We start from the raw sequence: 17,320 nt of genomic DNA on the forward strand, positions 1-17,320 counted from the left end.
GCGACGCTAGCCCAGCACGGGCACCCGGGCGGCGGTCAGCACGAGGGCGGCGATGCGCTCCCCCGCGTGCCCGTCGCCGAAGGGGCTGCTCGATCGGGCCAGCTGCTCGGGCCAGCCCGGTCGCAGCAGTCGTGCGGCCGCGTCCTGCACACCGTCGGGACCGGTCAGCACGGCGAAGCCCGCGTCGACCGCCTCGGGCCGCTCGGTGCTCCGCCGGACGACGACCAACGGCTTGCCCAGCACGGTGACCTCCTCCTGCACCCCGCCGGAGTCGCTCACCAGGAGACGGGCACCCGCGGCCAGGGCCAGGAAGGTGGGGTGGTCGACCGGCGCGGTGCAGCGCACCGAGGGCGGGACGACGGCGCCCGTCGCGGCGAGCGCGGCCCGGGTGCGGGGGTGCAGCGGCAGCAGCACGGGCAGCCCCAGCCCGCCGAGCGCGCGCAGCAGGGCCTGCAGCCGGGCGGGGTCGTCGGTGTTCTCGGGCCGGTGCACCGTGGCCAGCACGTAGCCGTCGGGGACGACGCCGTAGGCCTCCTGCACGGCGGCCCGCAGGGGTGCTGCGGGCAGGGCCCGGAGGGTGGCCTCGACGATGGTGTTCCCCGTGACGTGCACCGCCTCCGGGGGTGCCCCGGCGCGCAGCAGGTGCTCGGCGTTGCCCGCGGTCGCCGCGCAGTGCACGTCGGCGACCGCTCCGATCACCAGCCGGTTGACCTCCTCGGGCATCGACCGGTCGTGCGAGCGCAGTCCGGCCTCGACGTGCACGACCGGGATGCCCAGGTGGTGGGCGGCCTGTGCGCCGGCGTTGGCGGAGTTGGTGTCGCCCTGCACGACGACGGCGTCGGGCCGGTCGGAGCGGAACCACTCGGTGAGCCCGGTGAGCATCGCCGCGACCTGGCCGGCGCGGTCCCGCCCGCCGATCCCGCGCAGGGGCTGCAGCGGCCGCGGCATGCCCACCCCGGCGAAGAAGACGTCGGTGAGGGCGGCGTCCCAGTGCTGCCCGGTGGCCAGCGGGCGGGCGGCCGGCCCGAGGGCGGCGACCACCGGCGCGAGCTTGATGATCTCCGGGCGCGTCCCCATCACGACCGCCACCCGCGGCGTCACGCTGCCCACCCCGCCGCGGGCCGACGGGCGCGCACCCAGCGGGCGGCCAGCACGCCCCACCCGGCCACGACGGCGGCGGCCAGCGCCGTCCACCCGCTGATCGGCACCGCCGGCACGGGCAGGGTGACCACGTTGAGTCCGCAGCTGGACGTCGCGACGTCCACCCGCACCCCGCCGGTGAGCAGGTTGACCGTGAGGGCGCCGGCCCGGACGCTGCCGGCGCCCTGCGGCGCGGTCTGCCCGTTGAGCACGAGGGTCGCGACCCCCGGGACGGAGACACCGGCCCCCACCGCCGGTGCGGCCGCGAGGGGGATGGTGGTCGGCCCGAGGGCGGTGCTGACCACGACCCGGGCGTTGACCAGCGCCGCCGCCGCCGTGGTGGCCCCGCTCGAGGACGCCGTGCAGCGGGACGTGATCGCGTCGGCCCGGATGTCCACCGGCAACCCGCCGCCGAGCAGCCGGATCGAGACCCCGCCGCTGCCGTTGACGACGGTGCAGCTGCCGTCGGCCCCGATGGTGATGCTGCCCCCGGACCCGACCAGCCCGGAGCAGGCCGCCGAGGTGCCGTCGGCCCGCGCCACGGCCCGCTGCACGAGGGTGCCCGAGGTGATGAGGGTCTGGGAGCCGAGCACGGTCAGCGCCGGCTGGGGGTCGCCGGTGGTCACGGGGGTCTGGCCGTCGTTGCTGGCGGCCACGGTGCCCGAGGACGCGGTCGGGTTCCCGTTCGTGGACAGGCCGACCGCGGTGGCCGAGGCCTGCGAGGAATCGGCCAGGGCCGGCCCGGCGCCGACGACGACGAGTGCGCCCACGAGGGCTGTCACCATGCCCGCGCGGCGGCGCAGGTGCGCGGCGGTGGTCACGACGGCGGCTCCTCGTCGGGTCGGGGGACGGCGGGGCGGGCGGGTGGCCACGGGGCGGCCGGGCGGGAGGTGAGGACGCGCGGGATGCGCGCGGTGGCCGGGCCGTCGACGACGTCGGGCGCCGGTCCTGCGGCCGGGGCCACCATGGACGTCACCACGGACGGCGGCACGGACGTCGGCACGGACGTCGGCACGGACGGCGACACGGACGGCGGCGCGGGTGCGGCTGCCCGCGGCGGCACGGGCCGGGGACGGCTCGTCGGTGCGGCGGTCGGCGGGTCGGCCACCAGCACGCCGGTGGCCGACGCGGGCGTCCGCGCGACCACCGGCGGCTCGGCGGGCCAGGCCTCGGTCGACGGCGGCGCGGCGTAGAGCGCCGGCTGGTCGCGCCTCGGGGCGCGACCCGGCGGCGGCAGGTCGGGCCGCCCGGCGCCCGGCACCGCGTGGGTGGTCTTCTTCCAGTCCCGCCGGCCCCGCAGGATCCGGGTGAAGGCCCACCAGACGGCGATCTGCAGCAGGTAGGCGTAGACGACGTTGAGCAGACCGAGCGCGACCGCCCGGCGGCGGGTGACGGAGCCACCGGTGCGGGCGCGGTACACCGGACCCCACACGACGTGCGGCAGCACGCCGAAGAGCGCGGCGAGGGGCACCAGCCCCCACGCGCCACCGGACCACCAGCTGCCGACGCCGTCGCCGGTGTGCGTCATGTACCAGACCTGCACGGCCATGGCCGCCGGGAAGACGACCGAACCGAGCAGCTGGGACCACGGCACCCACAGGTAGTAGGCGATCTCCAGCGCCCCGGGCAGGCTGACCTGCGGCGAGCAGACGATGCGCCACAGGTACTGCAGGCACTGCATGCTGCCCTGCGCCCACCGGCTGCGCTGGCGCAGCAGCGGGCGGACCCGCGGCAGGCCGGTCTGGGCCACGAACGACTCGTCGCAGTACTCCGTGCGCGAGCCGGTCAGCAGCACGTGCAGGCCGAGCTCGAAGTCCTCGAGCAGCGCGCCGTGCCACGGGGTGCCGAACTCGTCGGCGATGCGGTCCAGGGCCGACAGCCTCGTGAACTGGCCGTTGCCGCCCATGCCGACGCTGCCGGTGCGTCGGCGCAGGCTCTGCATCGCCGCGATCGGCCCGGTGAACTCGAGGTCCTGCAGCTGGACCAGCCAGGTGTCCCGCCGGCGCACGGGCCGGTCGACCGCCTCGACCAGGCTGGCGAGGTCGGCGGCGGCCAGGCCGTCCACGTCGTCGGTCACCCGGACCTGCAGCTGGACCGCGGCCACCCGCGGGTCCACCAGGTACCCGCACAGCACGTCGGGGGCCAGCCGCTCGAGGCGCGCGTCGGCGTCCAGCACGCCGACGACCACCCGGTGCCGGTCGGCACCGGGCGGCAGGGCGGCCCCGATGGCGGCCCAGGCGGCGTTCAGCGCCGCGCCCTTGCCGCGGCGGGCGTCGGGGGCGCGCCGGGTGATCACCCGCAGCTGCGGGAACTGGTCGACCAGGTCGGCCAGGACGTCGGGGGTGAGGTCGGTGGAGCCGTCGTCGACCACCCACACCGTGGTCTCGGGGAAGGTGCCGAGCAGGTGCCGGACGGTCGCGCCGACGACGAGCTCCTCGTCCAGGCAGGGCACGACGAGGTGGACGTCGTACCCGGCCCGGCTGCCCGGCACCCCGTCGGCGCGGGCCAGGAACGGCCGCATGATGAACACGACGTAGAGCAGGAAGCTGACGCACAGCAGGAACGCCGTGGTGTTGAGGGCCGCCAGCGCCAGGTTGTCGGCGTTCACCGCCGTCCCACGCCCGGGCCGTGCGGCTGCGTGACCGGGTAGGTGCCGCGCAGCAGCACGAGCAGGAAGCAGCTGCCGGCGGCCACGACGCCCACGGTGCTCACCGCGGTCCCCACGAGCACGTGCGTGCGCCCGTAGCCGTCCTCGGGCCCCCAGGCCTCCATGCCGGCGATGATCGCCAGCACCCGGGCCTGGTTGACCGCCAGGACGACGACGACCGCGGCGGCCAGCGAGGCGAAGGCGCGCGGCGCCGGGATCCGCCGCACGGCCAGCAGCACGGTGGTGGCCGCGACGAAGGGCAGCAGCAGGAACGCCGCCGTGCAGCCGATGGTGATGTCGACCCCGGTCGGCTGGCCGGCGACGGTGAACAGCACCGAGCGACCCACCTGCCGGGCGTCCTCCAGCCCGATGAGGCGGGCCAGCGGCACCGTCGCAGCGGCCTCCAGCTGCTGCAGCCGGCCGGCCCCCACCAGCATCAGCACGAGGGTGACCACGCCGCCGGCGACCATGCCCGGGCGGACCAGCCCGACGTCGGGGGCGCCGTCGGGCTCGGCGGCCAGCAGGTAAGTGCCCGGGGCGGCGGCCGTCACCGGCCCAGCGCCTGGTCGCGGCGGGCGACGACGAGGGCGTTCTCCGCCCGGGCCCAGGTCGTGGACAGCGGCTCGAGCCCGGCGCGCATGGTGTGCGCGGTCGCCGTCCGGAAGCCGGCGCCCTCCAGGCGGGCCTGGACGAGGTTCGCCGTCCGGGCGACCTGCGAGGTCTGGTGGCCACCGGCCAGGATGCCGAGCTGGCGCGGGCCCGTGCGGGCCAGCTGCACCGCGCCGACGGCCTCCCGGGCCACCCCGATCGCCTTGCGCAACGAGCGCACGGTGCGCACCACGCCGAGGTCGACCAGGGCCAGGCCCACCGGGTCGCCGACGGGGGTGGCGAGCCGCTCCTCGGTGGCCAGCAGCATGGCCCAGCCCCGCCGGTCCGGCAGCCGGGTCACGTCGTCGTGGCTGGTCAGGCTGCGCTGGAAGCTCTCGGCGCGCTGGTCGGCCAGCCCGGCGATGTCGGCACTGAGGGAGGCCTGCAGTGCGGTGGCCTGCACGGCGAGCAGGTCCGACCAGTTGCGCTCGGCGGTGTCCAGGGGCTGGGCGCTGAACCCGGCGAGCGAGCCCAGCGGGCTGCCGTCGGGGGCCAGCAGCGCGATGCCGAGGTACCCGCGCAGCCCCCATCCGTCGGCGATCCGGCGCAGGTCGGGCACCGGGCTCGCGGCCAGGTCCGGCACGGTGATCGGCTGCGGCCCGACGAGCAGGTGGTGGCAGAGCGAGCGGTCCCGGGCCACCGGGGTGCCTGCGCTGTACTGCCCCGCCCGGGTGCCCGACCACGTCGAGCCCGGCGCGACGGCTCGGGAGGTCTGCTGCAGCGCCAGGCCGGTCCAGGTGTCCTCGGTGAGGCGGGTGACCGTCCAGGCGTCGACGCCGCCGAGGCTGCCGAGCAGGGCGAGTGCGGCGTCGGCCCCCGGCAGGGTGCCGCGCGACCAGACGGCGGCCGGCCCGGGCAGCGACACCGCCGAGCGCGTGTCCAGCACCTGCACCGCCGGGGCGGACACGAGGTCGTCGTCCCACCCGCCCGTGCTGCCGGCCCCCCGGTTCGAGGCCTCCACCTGCCACGCCATTCCGCCACCCCGTATCGCGCACATCAGTTCCGGATCGTCATCGCCCTTTATCGGCAGCGATCCGGGTCGGTGCGACCACGTCGCCCCGGGACGGCGCTCAGCCCACCCCGGCCCGCACCGTGACCAGGGCGTCCTCGGCCCGCCACCAGGTGGCCGCGGCACCCTCACCCGGCCTCCGGGCGGCCCACCCGCTCGTCGCCGGGTAGCCCGCGGCACGCAGGGCCTCCTGCGCCGCCGTCGCGACGGTCGCGGGGTGCCCACCGGCGGTCTCCCCGACCACCACCCCGAACCGGCGGTGACCCACCCGGCAGACCAGGTCCTCCCCGAGCGCCTCCCCGAGCACCTGACCGGCCCGCCGGACGCCGCGCACGGTGCGCACCAGCCCGACGTCGACCAGCACGACCGCCAGCTCCTCGCCCAGCTGCCGGCCGCGCAGGTCCTCCTCCTGCAGCAGCGCGGCCCACCCGCGACGGTCGGGCAGACCGGTCGCGTCGACCGACGTCGCCCGGGCCAACTCGTACGCCGCCCGGCGCTCGTCGGCGGCCGCGGCGAGCGCCCGGCCCAGCCGTCGTCCGAGGTCGTCGGCGGCGGCGGCGAGCAGCGGCAGGAGATCGAGGGCGCCCGCGCCGTCGTAGCGGTCGCCGGAGTAGCCGCAGACGCTGCCCAGCCGTTGCCCGTCGGGCCCCCGCAGGGCGGCGCCCACGTAGCCGGCCACCCCGTGCTGGGCCGCGACCGACCGCAGCGCCCGGTCCGGGTGCCCGTGCAGATCGGTCACCACGACCGGGCCGCGGTCCACCAGCAGGTGGTGGCAGGCCGTGCGGGCGACCGGTACCCGTCGGCCGACCGGGCTGGGCCGACCGGCGGCCCGCGCCGCCAAGCCGGTCCAGGACCGGTCGGTCATCCGACTGACGGCCACGACGCCGAAGGGCTGGACCGCGGCCAACCCGCCGACCGCCGCCGCAGCTGCCGCGGCGAACTCGGCGGCCGACGGTGACGCGCCGGTCCCCGGGGCGCTGCTCATCGATCCTCCCGCACTTCGGTCCGATTCAGTTCCGGACGAGTACGTTCTACATCGACGGCGTTCCGTAAGGCTTGAGCCGGGGGCCCCGGTGCCCCCTCCGGGGGAGCCGGGGCCGCCCGCTCAGGCGATGAGCCCCGCCTGCCGCAGCGAGCGCAGCGAGGGCTCGACCCGGTGGGTCGGGCCGACCACGGGGGCCAGTGGGTCGAGGGTCTTCAGGCCCTCGCCGGTGTTGAGGACCACGGTCTCGGCCGCGGGGTCGAGCAGTCCGCGCTCGACCAGCTGGCGCAGCACGGCGGTGGTCACCCCGCCCGCGGTCTCGGCGAAGACCCCCGTGGTGCGGGCCAGGTCGCGGATGCCGGCCACGATCTCGTCGTCGCCGACCCGGCCCACGGACCCACCCGTGCGGCGGATGGCGTCGAGGGCGTAGGGGCCGTCGGCGGGGTTGCCGATGTTGAGCGACTTCGCGATGCCGGTCGGCTTGACCGGCTTCACGACGTCCCAGCCGTTGTCGAACGCGGTCGCGATCGGGTCGCAGCCGGCCGACTGCGCGCCGAACACCTTCCACGGGGTGTCCTCGACGATGCCGGCGGCCACGAGCTCCTTCCAGGCCTTGTCGACCTTGGTGAGCAGCGAGCCCGACGCCATCGGGATGACCACCTGGGCCGGGATGCGCCAGCCCAGCTGCTCGGCGATCTCGTAGCCGACGGTCTTGGAGCCCTCGGCGTAGTAGGGCCGCACGTTCTGGTTGACGAACGCGGCGTCCTCGAACTCGTCGGTCTCGGCCAGCTCGCTGGTGAGCCGGTTGACCTCGTCGTAGGAGCCGTCGACGGCGATGAGCGCTTGGCCGTAGACCGCCGACTGCACGATCTTGCCCGGCTCGAGGTCGCTGGGCACGAACACGTAGGAGGGCAGGCCGTTGCGGGCGGCGTGCGCGGCCACCGAGTTGGCCAGGTTGCCGGTCGAGGCGCAGGCGATCTTGGTGTAGCCGAAACCCTTGGCCGCCGTGGCCGCCAGGCTCACCACGCGGTCCTTGAACGAGTGCGTGGGGTTGGCCGAGTCGTCCTTGACCCACAGCGGGGCGGTGAAGCCCAGCTCGTCGCCGAGGCGCTGCGCGCGCACCAGCGGGGTCATGCCGGGGTCGAGGCTGACCCGGGACGCCGGGTCCTGGCCGGTGGGCAGCAGCGGCGCGTAGCGCCAGATGTTCTGCGGGCCGGCCTCGATCTGCTCGCGGGTCACCGCGCGCATGAGCTCGGGGTCGTAGTCGACCTCGAGCGGGCCGAAGCACTCGGCGCAGGCGTGCTCGGCGATCAGCCCGAAGGTGGCACCGCAGTTGCGGCACACCAGGCCGCGGGCGGGGTTGGCCGGGACGGCGGTGGGGGCGGGTGCGGTCAGGGTCATACGACGACTACCTCCTCATCTTCCCTGCGTCGGGTCGTCGACCGCGCAGGACGGATGGGGCACCTGCTGCTCGCGCAGTGGTTGCCGGGGCTTCATCGGGCCGTGTCCCTCTGCCCCTCTGGATGAGTGGAACGCCTGGAGACTACTGCAGGATGGGCCCGTGCCCGCAGCGATCGTCTACACCGACCTCGACGGCACGATGGTGGGCCCGCGCGGTTCCTTCGTGCACACGGCTGCCGGCGAGCTCACCGCCGAGCCCTGGACGGCGCTGCTGGAGCTGCACCGCGCCGGCGTCCCGCTGGTGCTGGTCTCCGGCCGCACCCACGCCCAGCTGCAGGAGGCGGGCCGCGTGTTCGCCGTCGACGGCTCGATCGCCGAGCTGGGCTCGCTGGTCAGCTGGTCCGGCGGCCGCGAGACCCACCTGCTCACCGGCGAGCTGCCGCCGGAGTTCGCCGGGCGCGCCCCGGTGGAGGTCATGGCCGAGCTGGGGGTGGTCGACGCGCTGGTGGCCGCCTGGCCGGGCCGGGTCGAGTGGCACGCGCCCTGGTCGAGCACGCACGTCGGTGACGCGATGCTGCGCGGCCGGGTCGACACCGCCGAGGTCGACGCCTGGCTGGCCGGGCGCGGGTGGGGCTGGCTGACCATCAAGGACAACGGCCGGGTGCCGCGCACGTCGCGGGTCACCCTGGACGTCGAGGGCGACCCGCACGTCTACCACCTCATGCCGCGCGGCATCGGCAAGGGCCACGCCATCGCCTGGGACCTCGCCCGCCGCGGCGTCGACCCGGCCGACGCGGTCGCGGTCGGCGACTCGGTGAGCGACCTGGAGATGGCCGGCGCCGTGGGTCGGTTGTTCATCACCGCCAACGGCGCCGCCGTCCCCGGCATGGCCGAGGCGGTCGCCGCGCTGCCGAACGCCGCCGCCACGACCGGCGCGATGGGCCTCGGCTGGGCCGAGGCCGTCCGCACCGCCCTGCGCTGAGGCCCCTCAGCTGGTGACGTCGCGGCGGGCGAAGTGCCGGAAGGCCAGCGCCGTGAAGACCGCCGCGTAGACCAGCGACTGGATCACCCCGCGGTACAGGTCACCGGAGTCGACCGGCGTCTGCAGCAAGTCGGTCCAGGCGAACTCGTTCGCGGTCGGGAAGTAGTCGCGGATGCTGCCCAGCTGCTCGACCTGGTCGAGGATCGCGAACACGAACATCGTGAACACCGACCCGCCGACCGCGGCCAGCGGCGCGTCGGTGACCGTCGACAGCCAGAACGCCAGGGTGCCCACGACCAGCAGGTGGACGGCGAGGTAGCCCACCATCCCGGCCAGCCGCAGCAGCCCGTCGCCCTGGGCGATGCTGATGCCGATCGGGGTCTGGATGTCCCCGAACCCGAAGGCGATCCCCCCGGCCACCAGGGCGACCAGGGTGACCGTCAGCAGCGCCGCCACGCTCAGCACGAGCGCCGCGGCCCACTTCTGCCGCAGCAGCCGCATGCGGGGCACCGGGGTGGCCAGCGCGTAGCGCAACGACCCCCACTGCGCCTCGCTGGCCACCGTGTCGCCGAAGAACAGCGCGTAGACCACGACCAGGAAGAACGTCGTCGTCGCGAAGAGCACGAACAGGGTGAAGTTCAGCCCCGAGGCCGTGGCGACGTCGACCAGGTTGAGCCGGCCGTTGGCCTGGGCGTCCTCCGAGGCGCCCAGCTGCAGCGCGGCGATGAGCACCAGCGGCAGGGCGACCATGAGCGCGAAGACGCCGATGGTGCGCCGGCGCTTGAACTGCCGGCGCAGCTCGACCGGGAGCCGCAGCGTGCGCTCGGGGCGGTAGCCGGCGACGGCACCGGTGGACTGGACGGTCATGACTCCCCCACCAACGACAGGAACGCGTCCTCCAGACGGCGGCGCGGGGTGACCTGGTCGACCCCGATGCCGGCCTCGACCAGCGCGGCGACGGCCTCCGCCCGGGTCAGGTCGCCGAGCTCGACGACGAGGCCCTCGTCGGCGCGCTCGACCGAGGCCCCCAGCCCGGTGAGCACCTGCTCGGCCCGGTCCGGCTCGCCCTGCACGACCAGCAGCACCGCTCCCCCGGTGCCGATGATCTCCTCGACCGTGCCCTCGGCGACCTTCTGGCCCTTGGCCATCACGACGACGTGCGAGCAGGTCTGCTCGATCTCGGCGAGCAGGTGGCTGGAGACGATGACCGTGCGGCCGGTGGCCGCGTAGTCCTGCAGCACCTGCCGCATCGCGTGGATCTGCGGCGGGTCCAGACCGTTGGTCGGTTCGTCGAGCACCAGCAGGTCGGGCAGCCCGAGCATGGCCTGGGCGATGGCCACGCGCTGCCGCATGCCCTGGGAGTAGGACCGCACGCGCTTGTCCAGCGCCGTGCCCAGGCCGGCGATCTCGATCGCCTCGTCCATGTGCGCGTCGGCGAGGGGTCGGCCGGTGGCCGCCCAGTACAGCTCGAGGTTGTCCCGGCCCGACAGGTGCGGCTGCAGGCCCGTGCCCTCGACGAACGAGCCGAGCCGCGACAGCACCGGCGCCCCGGGCGTGGCCGGGTGCCCGAAGACGGAGATGGTGCCCTCGGTGGGCCGGATCAGGCCCATGAGCATGCGCAGCGACGTCGTCTTGCCGGCCCCGTTGGGGCCCAGCAGGCCCAGCACCTGACCACGGCGCACCTCGAACGACAGGTCGCGGACGGCGGTGAAGCCGTCCTTGTAGCTCTTGGTGACCCCGGTGAAGCGCAGCGGCACGTCCTCGCCGTCGGGGTCGACCACCGACAGCAGCCGGCGGCGCCGGGCGCCCCACAGCTTGGCCACCACGACCGCGCCGACCGCGAGCGCTGCCAGCACCCCCAGCAGCACCCACCAGCGGGAGGCGCCGGCGGTGCTCTGCACCGAGCCCTCGACGGTCGGCGCGCCCAGCGCGGCGCCGTCGGCCAGCCCCACCGCGTACACCGACGACTCGGCCGGGGCGGCGAAGGCCTGGTCGGTCGAGGACACCAGCACGCGCATCGTGTGACCGGCCTCGAACCGGTGCACGATGCCCGGCAGGGTCACCTCGACCTCGGTGGGCGCGGTCGGGTCGGCCGACAGGCCGGTCAGCGCCAGCGGTGCCACCAGCCCCGACGGGAGGGTCTGCGAGCCGTCGGCGGAGACGTCGTAGAGCTTGGCGAACAGGGTGGCCGTGCCGCTCGGCGAGGAGACGGCGAGGGTGACCGTGGACGCCCCCACGACGTCGACCGCGGCCTCGAGGGGCTCGGAGTCGAAGGCGGCGAACTGGCCGGGGATCTCCACGGTGGTGCCGCCGAGGGCGGAGGTGACCGCGCCCAGGCCCGGCACGGTGGTGATCGCCGCGGGGTTGCCGCCGGGAGGGGTGACCACGGGGAACGTGGTGCCTGAGAGCGGGACGTCGGTGCGGGTGACCGGGTCGGCGCCCTCGAGGCCCGGGTAGGCGTCCACCGTCTCGGTCTGCCCGCCGCCGCGCACGCTGCCGGCCGCCGCGCTGACCCCGGTCGGCACCGGGAAGGTGAACCCGGTGCCCGGGTCGGCACCCTCGCCGCGCAGGTGGAAGTCGAACCAGCCCGCGACCAGGTCGCGCAGGTCGGCGGTGTCGGCCTCGGAGGCGCTGGCGTCGTGGCCGCCGTCGTACCAGACCACCTTCACCGGGGTGCCGACCGCGGCGATGCCGCGGGCGTTGGCGTCGGCCTGGCCGAGCCCGAACAGCGAGTCCTGCGTGCCCTGCACGATCAACGTGGGGGCGGTGATCCGGTCGAGCACGCCGGCCGGGGACGAACGGTCCAGCACCGCCGCGATGTCGGGCGTGAGCGTGCCGCTGGCCGCGGCCTCCTGGTAGGCAGCGCAGACGTCGGCGCGGAAGCGCCCGCAGGTCAGCGCCTGCTCGACGGCCGCCGAGTCCAGCGTCGAGGGGTCAACGTCGGGCCGGCCACCGCCGGAGGACGAGGTCCCGCCGGTCAGCGAGGCGAGCAGCCCGTCGCCGGTGGGCACCGACCCGGCGCCGAAGAACAGGCCCGACCACAGCCGCTTGAAGACCCCGCTGTCACCGGTGTCGGGCGTGGCCGCCGGGGTCGCCTCGTCGACGCCGCCGGTCTGCGAGGGGAACAGGGCGGTGGTCAGGGAGTTCCACGTGATCTGGGGGGCGATGGCGTCGACCCGGGGGTCGTAGGCCGCGCCCAGCAGCGCCAGCGCGCCGCCGTAGCTGGCGCCGGCGACACCGACGCGCGGGTCGCCCGGGGCGTCGAGCTCGACGTCGCCGCGCTCGGCCAGGACGTCGAGCAGGGTGGACAGGTCGGCGACCTCGTAGCGCGGGTCGTCCAGGCCGATCTGACCGGTGCTCTGCCCGAACCCGCGGGCGGAGTAGGTGAGCACCACGTAGCCGCGGGCGGCCAGGTCCCGGGCGTCGTCGGCCACCGACTGCTTGCTGCCGCCGAAGCCGTGCGCGAGGACGACGGCCGGCGCGGGCTCGTCGTCGGTCGCCGAGGCCGGCACGTAGGTGGTGGTGTCCAGCTCGACGGCGTCCGCGCCGCTGCCCGAGGGGACGGTGGCGTCCTCGGTGGCGACGTCCTCGGCCGCCCGGGCGGCGTTCGCCGTGGGGACGGCGAGCGGGGCGGCCAGCAGGGCTGCGCTGAGCAGGGCGGTGGTGAGGGCCGCGAGCGCCGCACGTGCGCCGGAGCGCGGGCGGGGACGCACGAGCCCGGCGGTGGGGCGCACGGTGTCGAGAACGGACGGCGACCCCGCTGTGTTCCGGACGTGTCCGACCCGTGACCCGCAGGTGCGACCAGGAGGGCGTCAGGACGGCGTCAGGGCTGCCAGTTGCCCGTCGCGATGATCACGATGCCGGGGTCGGCGACGCCGGGGACGTCGAAGAACCGCTCCGAGGGCCCGCCGGCGATCTCGGGGAACTGGGCCTGCAGGGTCTCGGCGGCCTGCTCCTGCACGGCGTCGCCGGCGGTGAAGAACACCGTGGTCGTGGCGACGTCGGCGGAGCTGTAGCGCCCGGGCTCGAGCACCTCCCACCCCCCGGCGGTCAGGGCGGTGCCGATGGCCCCGGCCAGGCCGTCGACGTCGGTGGCGTTGAGCACGGTGACCGGGGCGAAGACCGGTCCGGCCGGGGTGGGCTCGGCCGTGGGCGCTGCGGTGGTGGCCGGTGCGCCGGTGCCGGGGGCGCTGGTGGCCGGGGAGCTGCTGGTGGTCGGCGTGGCGGCCCGGGATTCCTGCGGCCCCGGCTGCTGGAACGACCAGATGCTCAGCAGCACGAGGGCGACGACCACGACCGCGACCAGTGCGATGACCCGCCCCCGGGAGCCGCGGCGGCGCTCGTCGGGCAACGGCGGGATCGGGGTGATGCCCTGCCGTCGCTCCTCGCGACGACGGACGGCGTCGACCGCCTGCCGCTCGGCCCGGCTGGCCGCCCGTCCGCCGATCACCCCCGTCTCGCCGGTGCCCGGGTCCCGGCCGCCGGCAGCTCGACCGGTGCCGTCGGTGCGCGGACCAGTACCGGGGTCGGTGCGCGGACCAGAACCGGGGTCGGTGCGCGGGCCGCCGGCGACCCCCGTGCCGGGACCGGCGGGGGCCTGCCGGCCGTCGGCGAGCGGCGGCAGGGCCGGCAGAGGTCCCGCCCGGCGACGGTCGCCCGAGCTCGGCACCGCGTCGGGGCGCTGGGCGGTCCGCCGCTCAGGCCCGGGCCAGACCTCCCCGGATGAACCCGACGAGCCGGCCCGGTCCGAGCCACCGGCCGGCGTGGGCGGGCCGAGCGAGGTGGCCCAGCTGGGCAGGGTCGAGGTCTCGGGAGCGCGCCCGGCCGGCGGGCGGCTGCCCGGCAACGGATCCACCGACGTGCTCGGCCCCGCGGTGGCGGGGTGGGCCGACGACGGGCTGGGCGGCGGGGTCGGGAGACCGCGGGTGGCCGGGGCGTCCGGCGTCCGCGGGGTGGCCGGGCCGGCGGCGGAAGCGGCCGGTCCGGCGGCGGAGGTGGCCGGTCCGGCGGCGGAGGTGGCCGGTCCGGCGGCGGAGGTGGCCGGGCCGGCGGCGGAGGTGGCTGGGCCGGTCGGGCCGCCGGCCGGGGGGTTGGTGGGCGTGCGCTGCAGCGGAGGTGGCGGTGCACCACCGGGTCCGCGGCTCACCGGGGGCGAGGTGTCCGGCCGGGCGGCGGGGGCGGCGGGGATGCCCGCCACGTGGGTGCGCGGGCCGGCCTGCGCCGCGGGGCGACCGGTCGACGCCGGGTCGACGTCCCGGCCGGACATCGGGTCGGGACCGGGGGGCAGCAGACCCTCGCGTCGTCGCTCGGCGCGGCTGCGTCGACCGAGGGTGCTCGCCTGGTCGTCGGGGGCCTCAGCCCCCTCGCCGGGGGTGCCGTCGCCGGGTTCACGGTCCGGTACTCCATGCCTCCCCACGGTGATCGAGCCTAGTGGGCCTCAGACCTCGGTGCCCAGGGTGCGTGCCGAACGCTGCCGCTGGCGGGTGGCCCGCATGCGCCGCAGCCGCCGGACCAGCAGCGGGTCGACCGCCAGGGCCTCGGGACGGTCGATGACGGCGTTGAGCACCTGGTAGTACCGCGTCGCCGACAGGCCGAACTGCTCCTTGATGGCGGCCTCCTTGGCGCCGGCGTACCGCCACCACTGCCGCTCGAAGGCGAGCACGTCGCGCTCGCGGCGCGGCAGCCCGGCCTCCCCGGCGCCGGTGGCCGAGGACCCGACCGGACCCTCGGGCCGTGGGGCCGGGACTGCGTCGCTGGTCATCGGGGATGCTCCTCGAGCGTGTGCTGGGACGTGGGCGGGGACGTGGGCAGGGACGTGGGCAGAGCCGGGCGCGGGGTCACGGGAGGACCGACGGTAGACCGGTGCACGGGGCCGTGCGAGGGCGCGTTCACAGCCCGGCCGGCGCGGGGTCGGGGAGCGTGCGGCGGGCCGCCCGACCGGCCCGCAGGCCGTCGACGGTGAAGATCAGCAGGGCCACCCAGACGATCGCGAAGCCGACCACCCGGGCCGGCGACATGGGCTCGTGGTTGACGAACACCCCGATGGCCAGCTGCATGAGCGGGGTGACGTACTGCAGCAGCCCGACGGTGCTCAGCGGGATGCGCTGGGTGGAGGCGGCGAACAGCAGCAGCGGGACCGCGGTGGCGATGCCCGAGCTGGCCAGCAGCAGCACGTGCCCGGCCCCGGCCTCGTCCAGCGACCCGGCGCCGCGCACCTGCAGCACCACGAGCACGACCAGCGCCGGGACGACCAGCAGCGACGTCTCCAGGAACAGCCCCGGCGCGGCCTGCACCCGCACCAGCTTCTTCAGCAGGCCGTAGGTCGCGAAGGTGCCGGCCAGCAGCAGCGCGATCCACGGTGGGCGGCCGTTGTCGACGGTGAGGACGACGACGGCGACCGCCGCGGTGACGACCGCCCCCCACTGCAGGCGGCGCAACCGCTCGCCGAGGAAGGCCACCCCGAGCAGCACGCTGACCAGCGGGTTGATGAAGTACCCGAGCGAGGTCTCCACGACGTGGCCGGAGTTGACCGCCAGCACGAAGGTGAGCCAGTTGCCGGTGACCAGCACCGCGGCCCCGGCCAGGATGAGCAGCGTGCGCCGGTCGACCGCCGCCGCCCGCACGGCCGACCACGCCCGGAGCACGGTGAGCAGCAGCGCCACGAACACCAGCGACCACACGATGCGGTGCGCGACGATCTCGACGCCGCCGGCCGGTTGCAGCAGCGGGAAGTACAGGGGGAACACGCCCCACAGCCCGTAGGCGGCCAGCCCCAGCAGGACGCCGGTGCGCCGTTCGCTCATGCCGGGAACAGTAGGTGCGGGTACCGACGGTTCCACCCGGTGCACCCGACGACGAGAGGACACCCCGCACGTGGACGTGGCACCCCTGCTGGCACTGGCGGTCGGCGCGGTGGCGGTCACCGCGGTGGCCCGCAAGCTCGGCCGGCCGGCGCCGCTGCTGCTCGTGCTGGTGGGCTTCGCGGCCAGCTTCGTGCCCGGTGTCCCCGAGTTCGCCATCGACGGCGACCTGCTGCTGGCGGTCGTGCTGCCGCCGCTGCTCTACTCCGCGGCGCTGGAGGTCTCCTACGCCGACCTGCGCGCCCTGCTGCGGCCCATCGTCCAGCTGGGCGTGGGCCTCGTCGTCGTCACCACGGTGGTGGTGGCGCTCGTGGCGCACGCCGTCGTCCCCGGGTTGAGCCTGCCGGCCGCACTCGTGCTGGGGGCGGTGGTCGCGCCGCCCGACGCGGTGTCCGCGGCGGCCGTCGGCCGCCGCCTGGGCCTGCCCCGGCCGGTCATGACGGTGCTGTCGGGCGAGAGCCTGATCAACGACGCCGCCTCGCTGACCTTCTACAAGGTCGCCCTGGCCGCGGTGTTCGGCGCCGGCGGGGCGCTGCTGGGGCTGGACGCCTCGGCCGCGGCGACCACGTTCGGGCTGGCCGTGTCGGTGGGCGTGGCCCTCGGGCTGGTGATCGGGGTGGGCGTGCACCTGGTGCGGGTGCGGCTCGACGACCCCGTGGTCACGTCGGTGCTGGGCGTCGTCGTCCCCTTCGTGGCCTACCTGCTGGCCGAGGAGCTCTCGGGGTCCGGCGTGCTCGCGGTGGTCGCCGCCGGGCTCTACCTGGGCCACCGCTCGCCCGAGGCCGGCTACGCCAGCCGGCTGCAGGAGCGCCCGCTGTGGTCGTCGCTGGACCTGCTGCTGCAGGCGGTCGTCTTCGCCCTCATCGGCCTCCAGCTGCGCTACGTCGCCGAGGCCGCCGAGGCGTCGGCCCGGTCGAACTGGGCCCTCGCCGGCGCCGCCCTGGCCGTGCTGGCGACCGCGGTCCTGGTGCGCCCGGCGTTCGTCTTCCTCGCCGAGGGGCTGCGGCTGGTGCCCCGCCCCTGGCCGCGCCGCCGCTCCCGCAGCCACCCGCCGGGGTGGCGCCAGCAGACCGTCATCTCCTGGACCGGCATGCGCGGGGTGGTCACGCTCGCCGCGGCCGCCGCGGTGCCGGCCGACTTCCCCGACCGCGACGTGCTGCAGCTGCTGGCCTACGCCGTCACCATCGGCACCCTGCTGCTGCAGGGGCTCAGCCTGCCCTGGCTGATCCGCGTGCTGGGGGTCACCGACCCCGACCAGGCCCGCCGCGACGCCGAGGCCGAGGTGCACCTCGCCGAACGGGCCACCGCGGCCGCGCTCGAGCGCGTCGCCGAGGTCGAGAAGCAGCTGGCCGAGCGGCTGGACCCGCAGCGGGCCCACGCCGTGGCCGAGCGCATCCGCGGACCGCTGCTGGCCCGCGCGCGGTCGATGGCGGCCTCGGTGCGCGCCGAGGAGAGCGAGGACGGCGAGCGCGACCGGCGCCGGGCCCGCACCTTCCACCGGGTGCGCCAGGAGATCATCCAGGTGCAGCGCCGGGTGCTCATGGAGGAGCGCGACAAGGGCCACCTCAGCGACGAGGTGATGCGGGCGGTGCTCCAGGAGCTGGACTACGAGGAGGCGGCGACCGCGAACTCGTGGGTCGGGCGGCTCTGA

The 17,320-nt window shown here is 76.1% G+C and carries 14 protein-coding genes and 1 riboswitch; of the genes, 2 read left to right on the forward strand and 12 right to left on the reverse strand.

All coding sequences use genetic code 11. The features are described 5' to 3' along the window. Positions 1–6: 6 nt before the first annotated feature. From wecB to thrC, 7 genes are all read right to left on the reverse strand, one after another. Positions 7–1,101: a non-hydrolyzing UDP-N-acetylglucosamine 2-epimerase gene (gene wecB / locus BLP29_RS02575; protein ID WP_207798265.1), complete on the reverse strand. Its 1,095-nt coding sequence runs from the start codon at positions 1,099–1,101 to the stop codon at positions 7–9. After that, positions 1,098–1,961: a hypothetical protein gene (locus tag BLP29_RS02580; protein WP_092799484.1), complete on the reverse strand. Its 864-nt coding sequence runs from the start codon at positions 1,959–1,961 to the stop codon at positions 1,098–1,100. Before BLP29_RS02580 ends, wecB begins: the two co-directional genes overlap by 4 nt. Further along, the gene (locus BLP29_RS02585) at positions 1,958–3,748 is read right to left on the reverse strand and encodes a glycosyltransferase family 2 protein (protein WP_092799486.1); all 1,791 of its coding nucleotides are present in this window, start codon (positions 3,746–3,748) and stop codon (positions 1,958–1,960) included. The genes BLP29_RS02580 and BLP29_RS02585 overlap by 4 nt, the downstream gene beginning before the upstream one ends. Beyond that, on the reverse strand, positions 3,745–4,338 hold the full coding sequence (locus BLP29_RS20880) for an archaeosortase/exosortase family protein (RefSeq protein ID WP_165839248.1): 594 nt from the start codon (positions 4,336–4,338) through the stop codon (positions 3,745–3,747). The genes BLP29_RS02585 and BLP29_RS20880 overlap by 4 nt, the downstream gene beginning before the upstream one ends. After that, positions 4,335–5,408: a GAF domain-containing protein gene (locus BLP29_RS20885; RefSeq protein WP_165839249.1), complete on the reverse strand. Its 1,074-nt coding sequence runs from the start codon at positions 5,406–5,408 to the stop codon at positions 4,335–4,337. Before BLP29_RS20885 ends, BLP29_RS20880 begins: the two co-directional genes overlap by 4 nt. A 97-nt stretch (positions 5,409–5,505) precedes the next feature. Next, a complete protein-coding gene (locus BLP29_RS02595) occupies positions 5,506–6,429 on the reverse strand; it encodes a nucleotidyl cyclase domain-containing protein (RefSeq protein WP_092799488.1) in 924 nt (307 codons plus the stop codon). Positions 6,430–6,549: 120 nt separating this feature from the next. Continuing rightward, positions 6,550–7,827, reverse strand: a complete 1,278-nt coding sequence (gene thrC / locus BLP29_RS02600; RefSeq protein ID WP_092799490.1) for a threonine synthase — start codon at positions 7,825–7,827, stop codon at positions 6,550–6,552. A 12-nt stretch (positions 7,828–7,839) separates the two neighbouring features. Further along, positions 7,840–7,956: riboswitch (SAM riboswitch) on the reverse strand. Between the two features lie 31 nt (positions 7,957–7,987). On the opposite strand from thrC, the gene BLP29_RS02605 reads away from it, so the two are divergent. Continuing rightward, positions 7,988–8,809 carry an HAD family hydrolase gene (locus BLP29_RS02605; RefSeq protein WP_092799492.1) on the forward strand — a complete coding sequence of 274 codons (822 nt, stop codon included), beginning with the start codon at positions 7,988–7,990 and terminating at the stop codon, positions 8,807–8,809. 6 nt (positions 8,810–8,815) lie between these two features. On the opposite strand, the gene BLP29_RS02610 is transcribed toward BLP29_RS02605, so the two are convergent. The 5 genes from BLP29_RS02610 to rarD form a co-directional block, all read right to left on the reverse strand. Continuing rightward, entirely contained in the window at positions 8,816–9,676 is an 861-nt protein-coding gene (locus tag BLP29_RS02610; RefSeq protein ID WP_092799494.1) for an ABC transporter permease, read from the reverse strand. Continuing rightward, entirely contained in the window at positions 9,673–12,522 is a 2,850-nt protein-coding gene (locus BLP29_RS02615; RefSeq protein WP_243469639.1) for an alpha/beta fold hydrolase, read from the reverse strand. The genes BLP29_RS02610 and BLP29_RS02615 overlap by 4 nt, the downstream gene beginning before the upstream one ends. A gap of 110 nt (positions 12,523–12,632) precedes the next feature. After that, positions 12,633–14,075: a LytR C-terminal domain-containing protein gene (locus BLP29_RS02620; RefSeq protein ID WP_207798266.1), complete on the reverse strand. Its 1,443-nt coding sequence runs from the start codon at positions 14,073–14,075 to the stop codon at positions 12,633–12,635. 171 nt (positions 14,076–14,246) lie between these two features. Continuing rightward, positions 14,247–14,570, reverse strand: coding sequence for a DUF3263 domain-containing protein (locus BLP29_RS02630; protein WP_092799500.1), 324 nt, complete (start codon positions 14,568–14,570; stop codon positions 14,247–14,249). A gap of 127 nt (positions 14,571–14,697) precedes the next feature. Next, positions 14,698–15,612, reverse strand: coding sequence for an EamA family transporter RarD (gene rarD / locus BLP29_RS02635; protein ID WP_092799502.1), 915 nt, complete (start codon positions 15,610–15,612; stop codon positions 14,698–14,700). A gap of 70 nt (positions 15,613–15,682) precedes the next feature. On the opposite strand from rarD, the gene BLP29_RS02640 reads away from it, so the two are divergent. Next, complete coding sequence (locus BLP29_RS02640; protein ID WP_092799504.1) at positions 15,683–17,320, forward strand: Na+/H+ antiporter; 1,638 nt, start codon at positions 15,683–15,685, stop codon at positions 17,318–17,320.

The sequence above is a fragment of the Klenkia marina genome, assembly GCF_900101025.1.
Taxonomy (GTDB): Bacteria; Actinomycetota; Actinomycetes; order Mycobacteriales; family Geodermatophilaceae; genus Klenkia; species Klenkia marina.

What these genes read in the sequence shown, in the direction of transcription:
- BLP29_RS20885 (WP_165839249.1), bottom strand. Translation starts at nt 5,408, where the DNA reads ATGGCGTGGCAGGTGGAGGCCTCGAACCGGGGGGCCGGCAGCACGGGC.
- BLP29_RS02595 (WP_092799488.1), bottom strand. Translation starts at nt 6,429, where the DNA reads ATGAGCAGCGCCCCGGGGACCGGCGCGTCACCGTCGGCCGCCGAGTTC.
- thrC (WP_092799490.1), bottom strand. Translation starts at nt 7,827, where the DNA reads ATGACCCTGACCGCACCCGCCCCCACCGCCGTCCCGGCCAACCCCGCC.
- BLP29_RS02610 (WP_092799494.1), bottom strand. Translation starts at nt 9,676, where the DNA reads ATGACCGTCCAGTCCACCGGTGCCGTCGCCGGCTACCGCCCCGAGCGC.
- BLP29_RS02620 (WP_207798266.1), bottom strand. Translation starts at nt 14,075, where the DNA reads ATGTCCGGCCGGGACGTCGACCCGGCGTCGACCGGTCGCCCCGCGGCG.
- BLP29_RS02630 (WP_092799500.1), bottom strand. Translation starts at nt 14,570, where the DNA reads ATGACCAGCGACGCAGTCCCGGCCCCACGGCCCGAGGGTCCGGTCGGG.
- rarD (WP_092799502.1), bottom strand. Translation starts at nt 15,612, where the DNA reads ATGAGCGAACGGCGCACCGGCGTCCTGCTGGGGCTGGCCGCCTACGGG.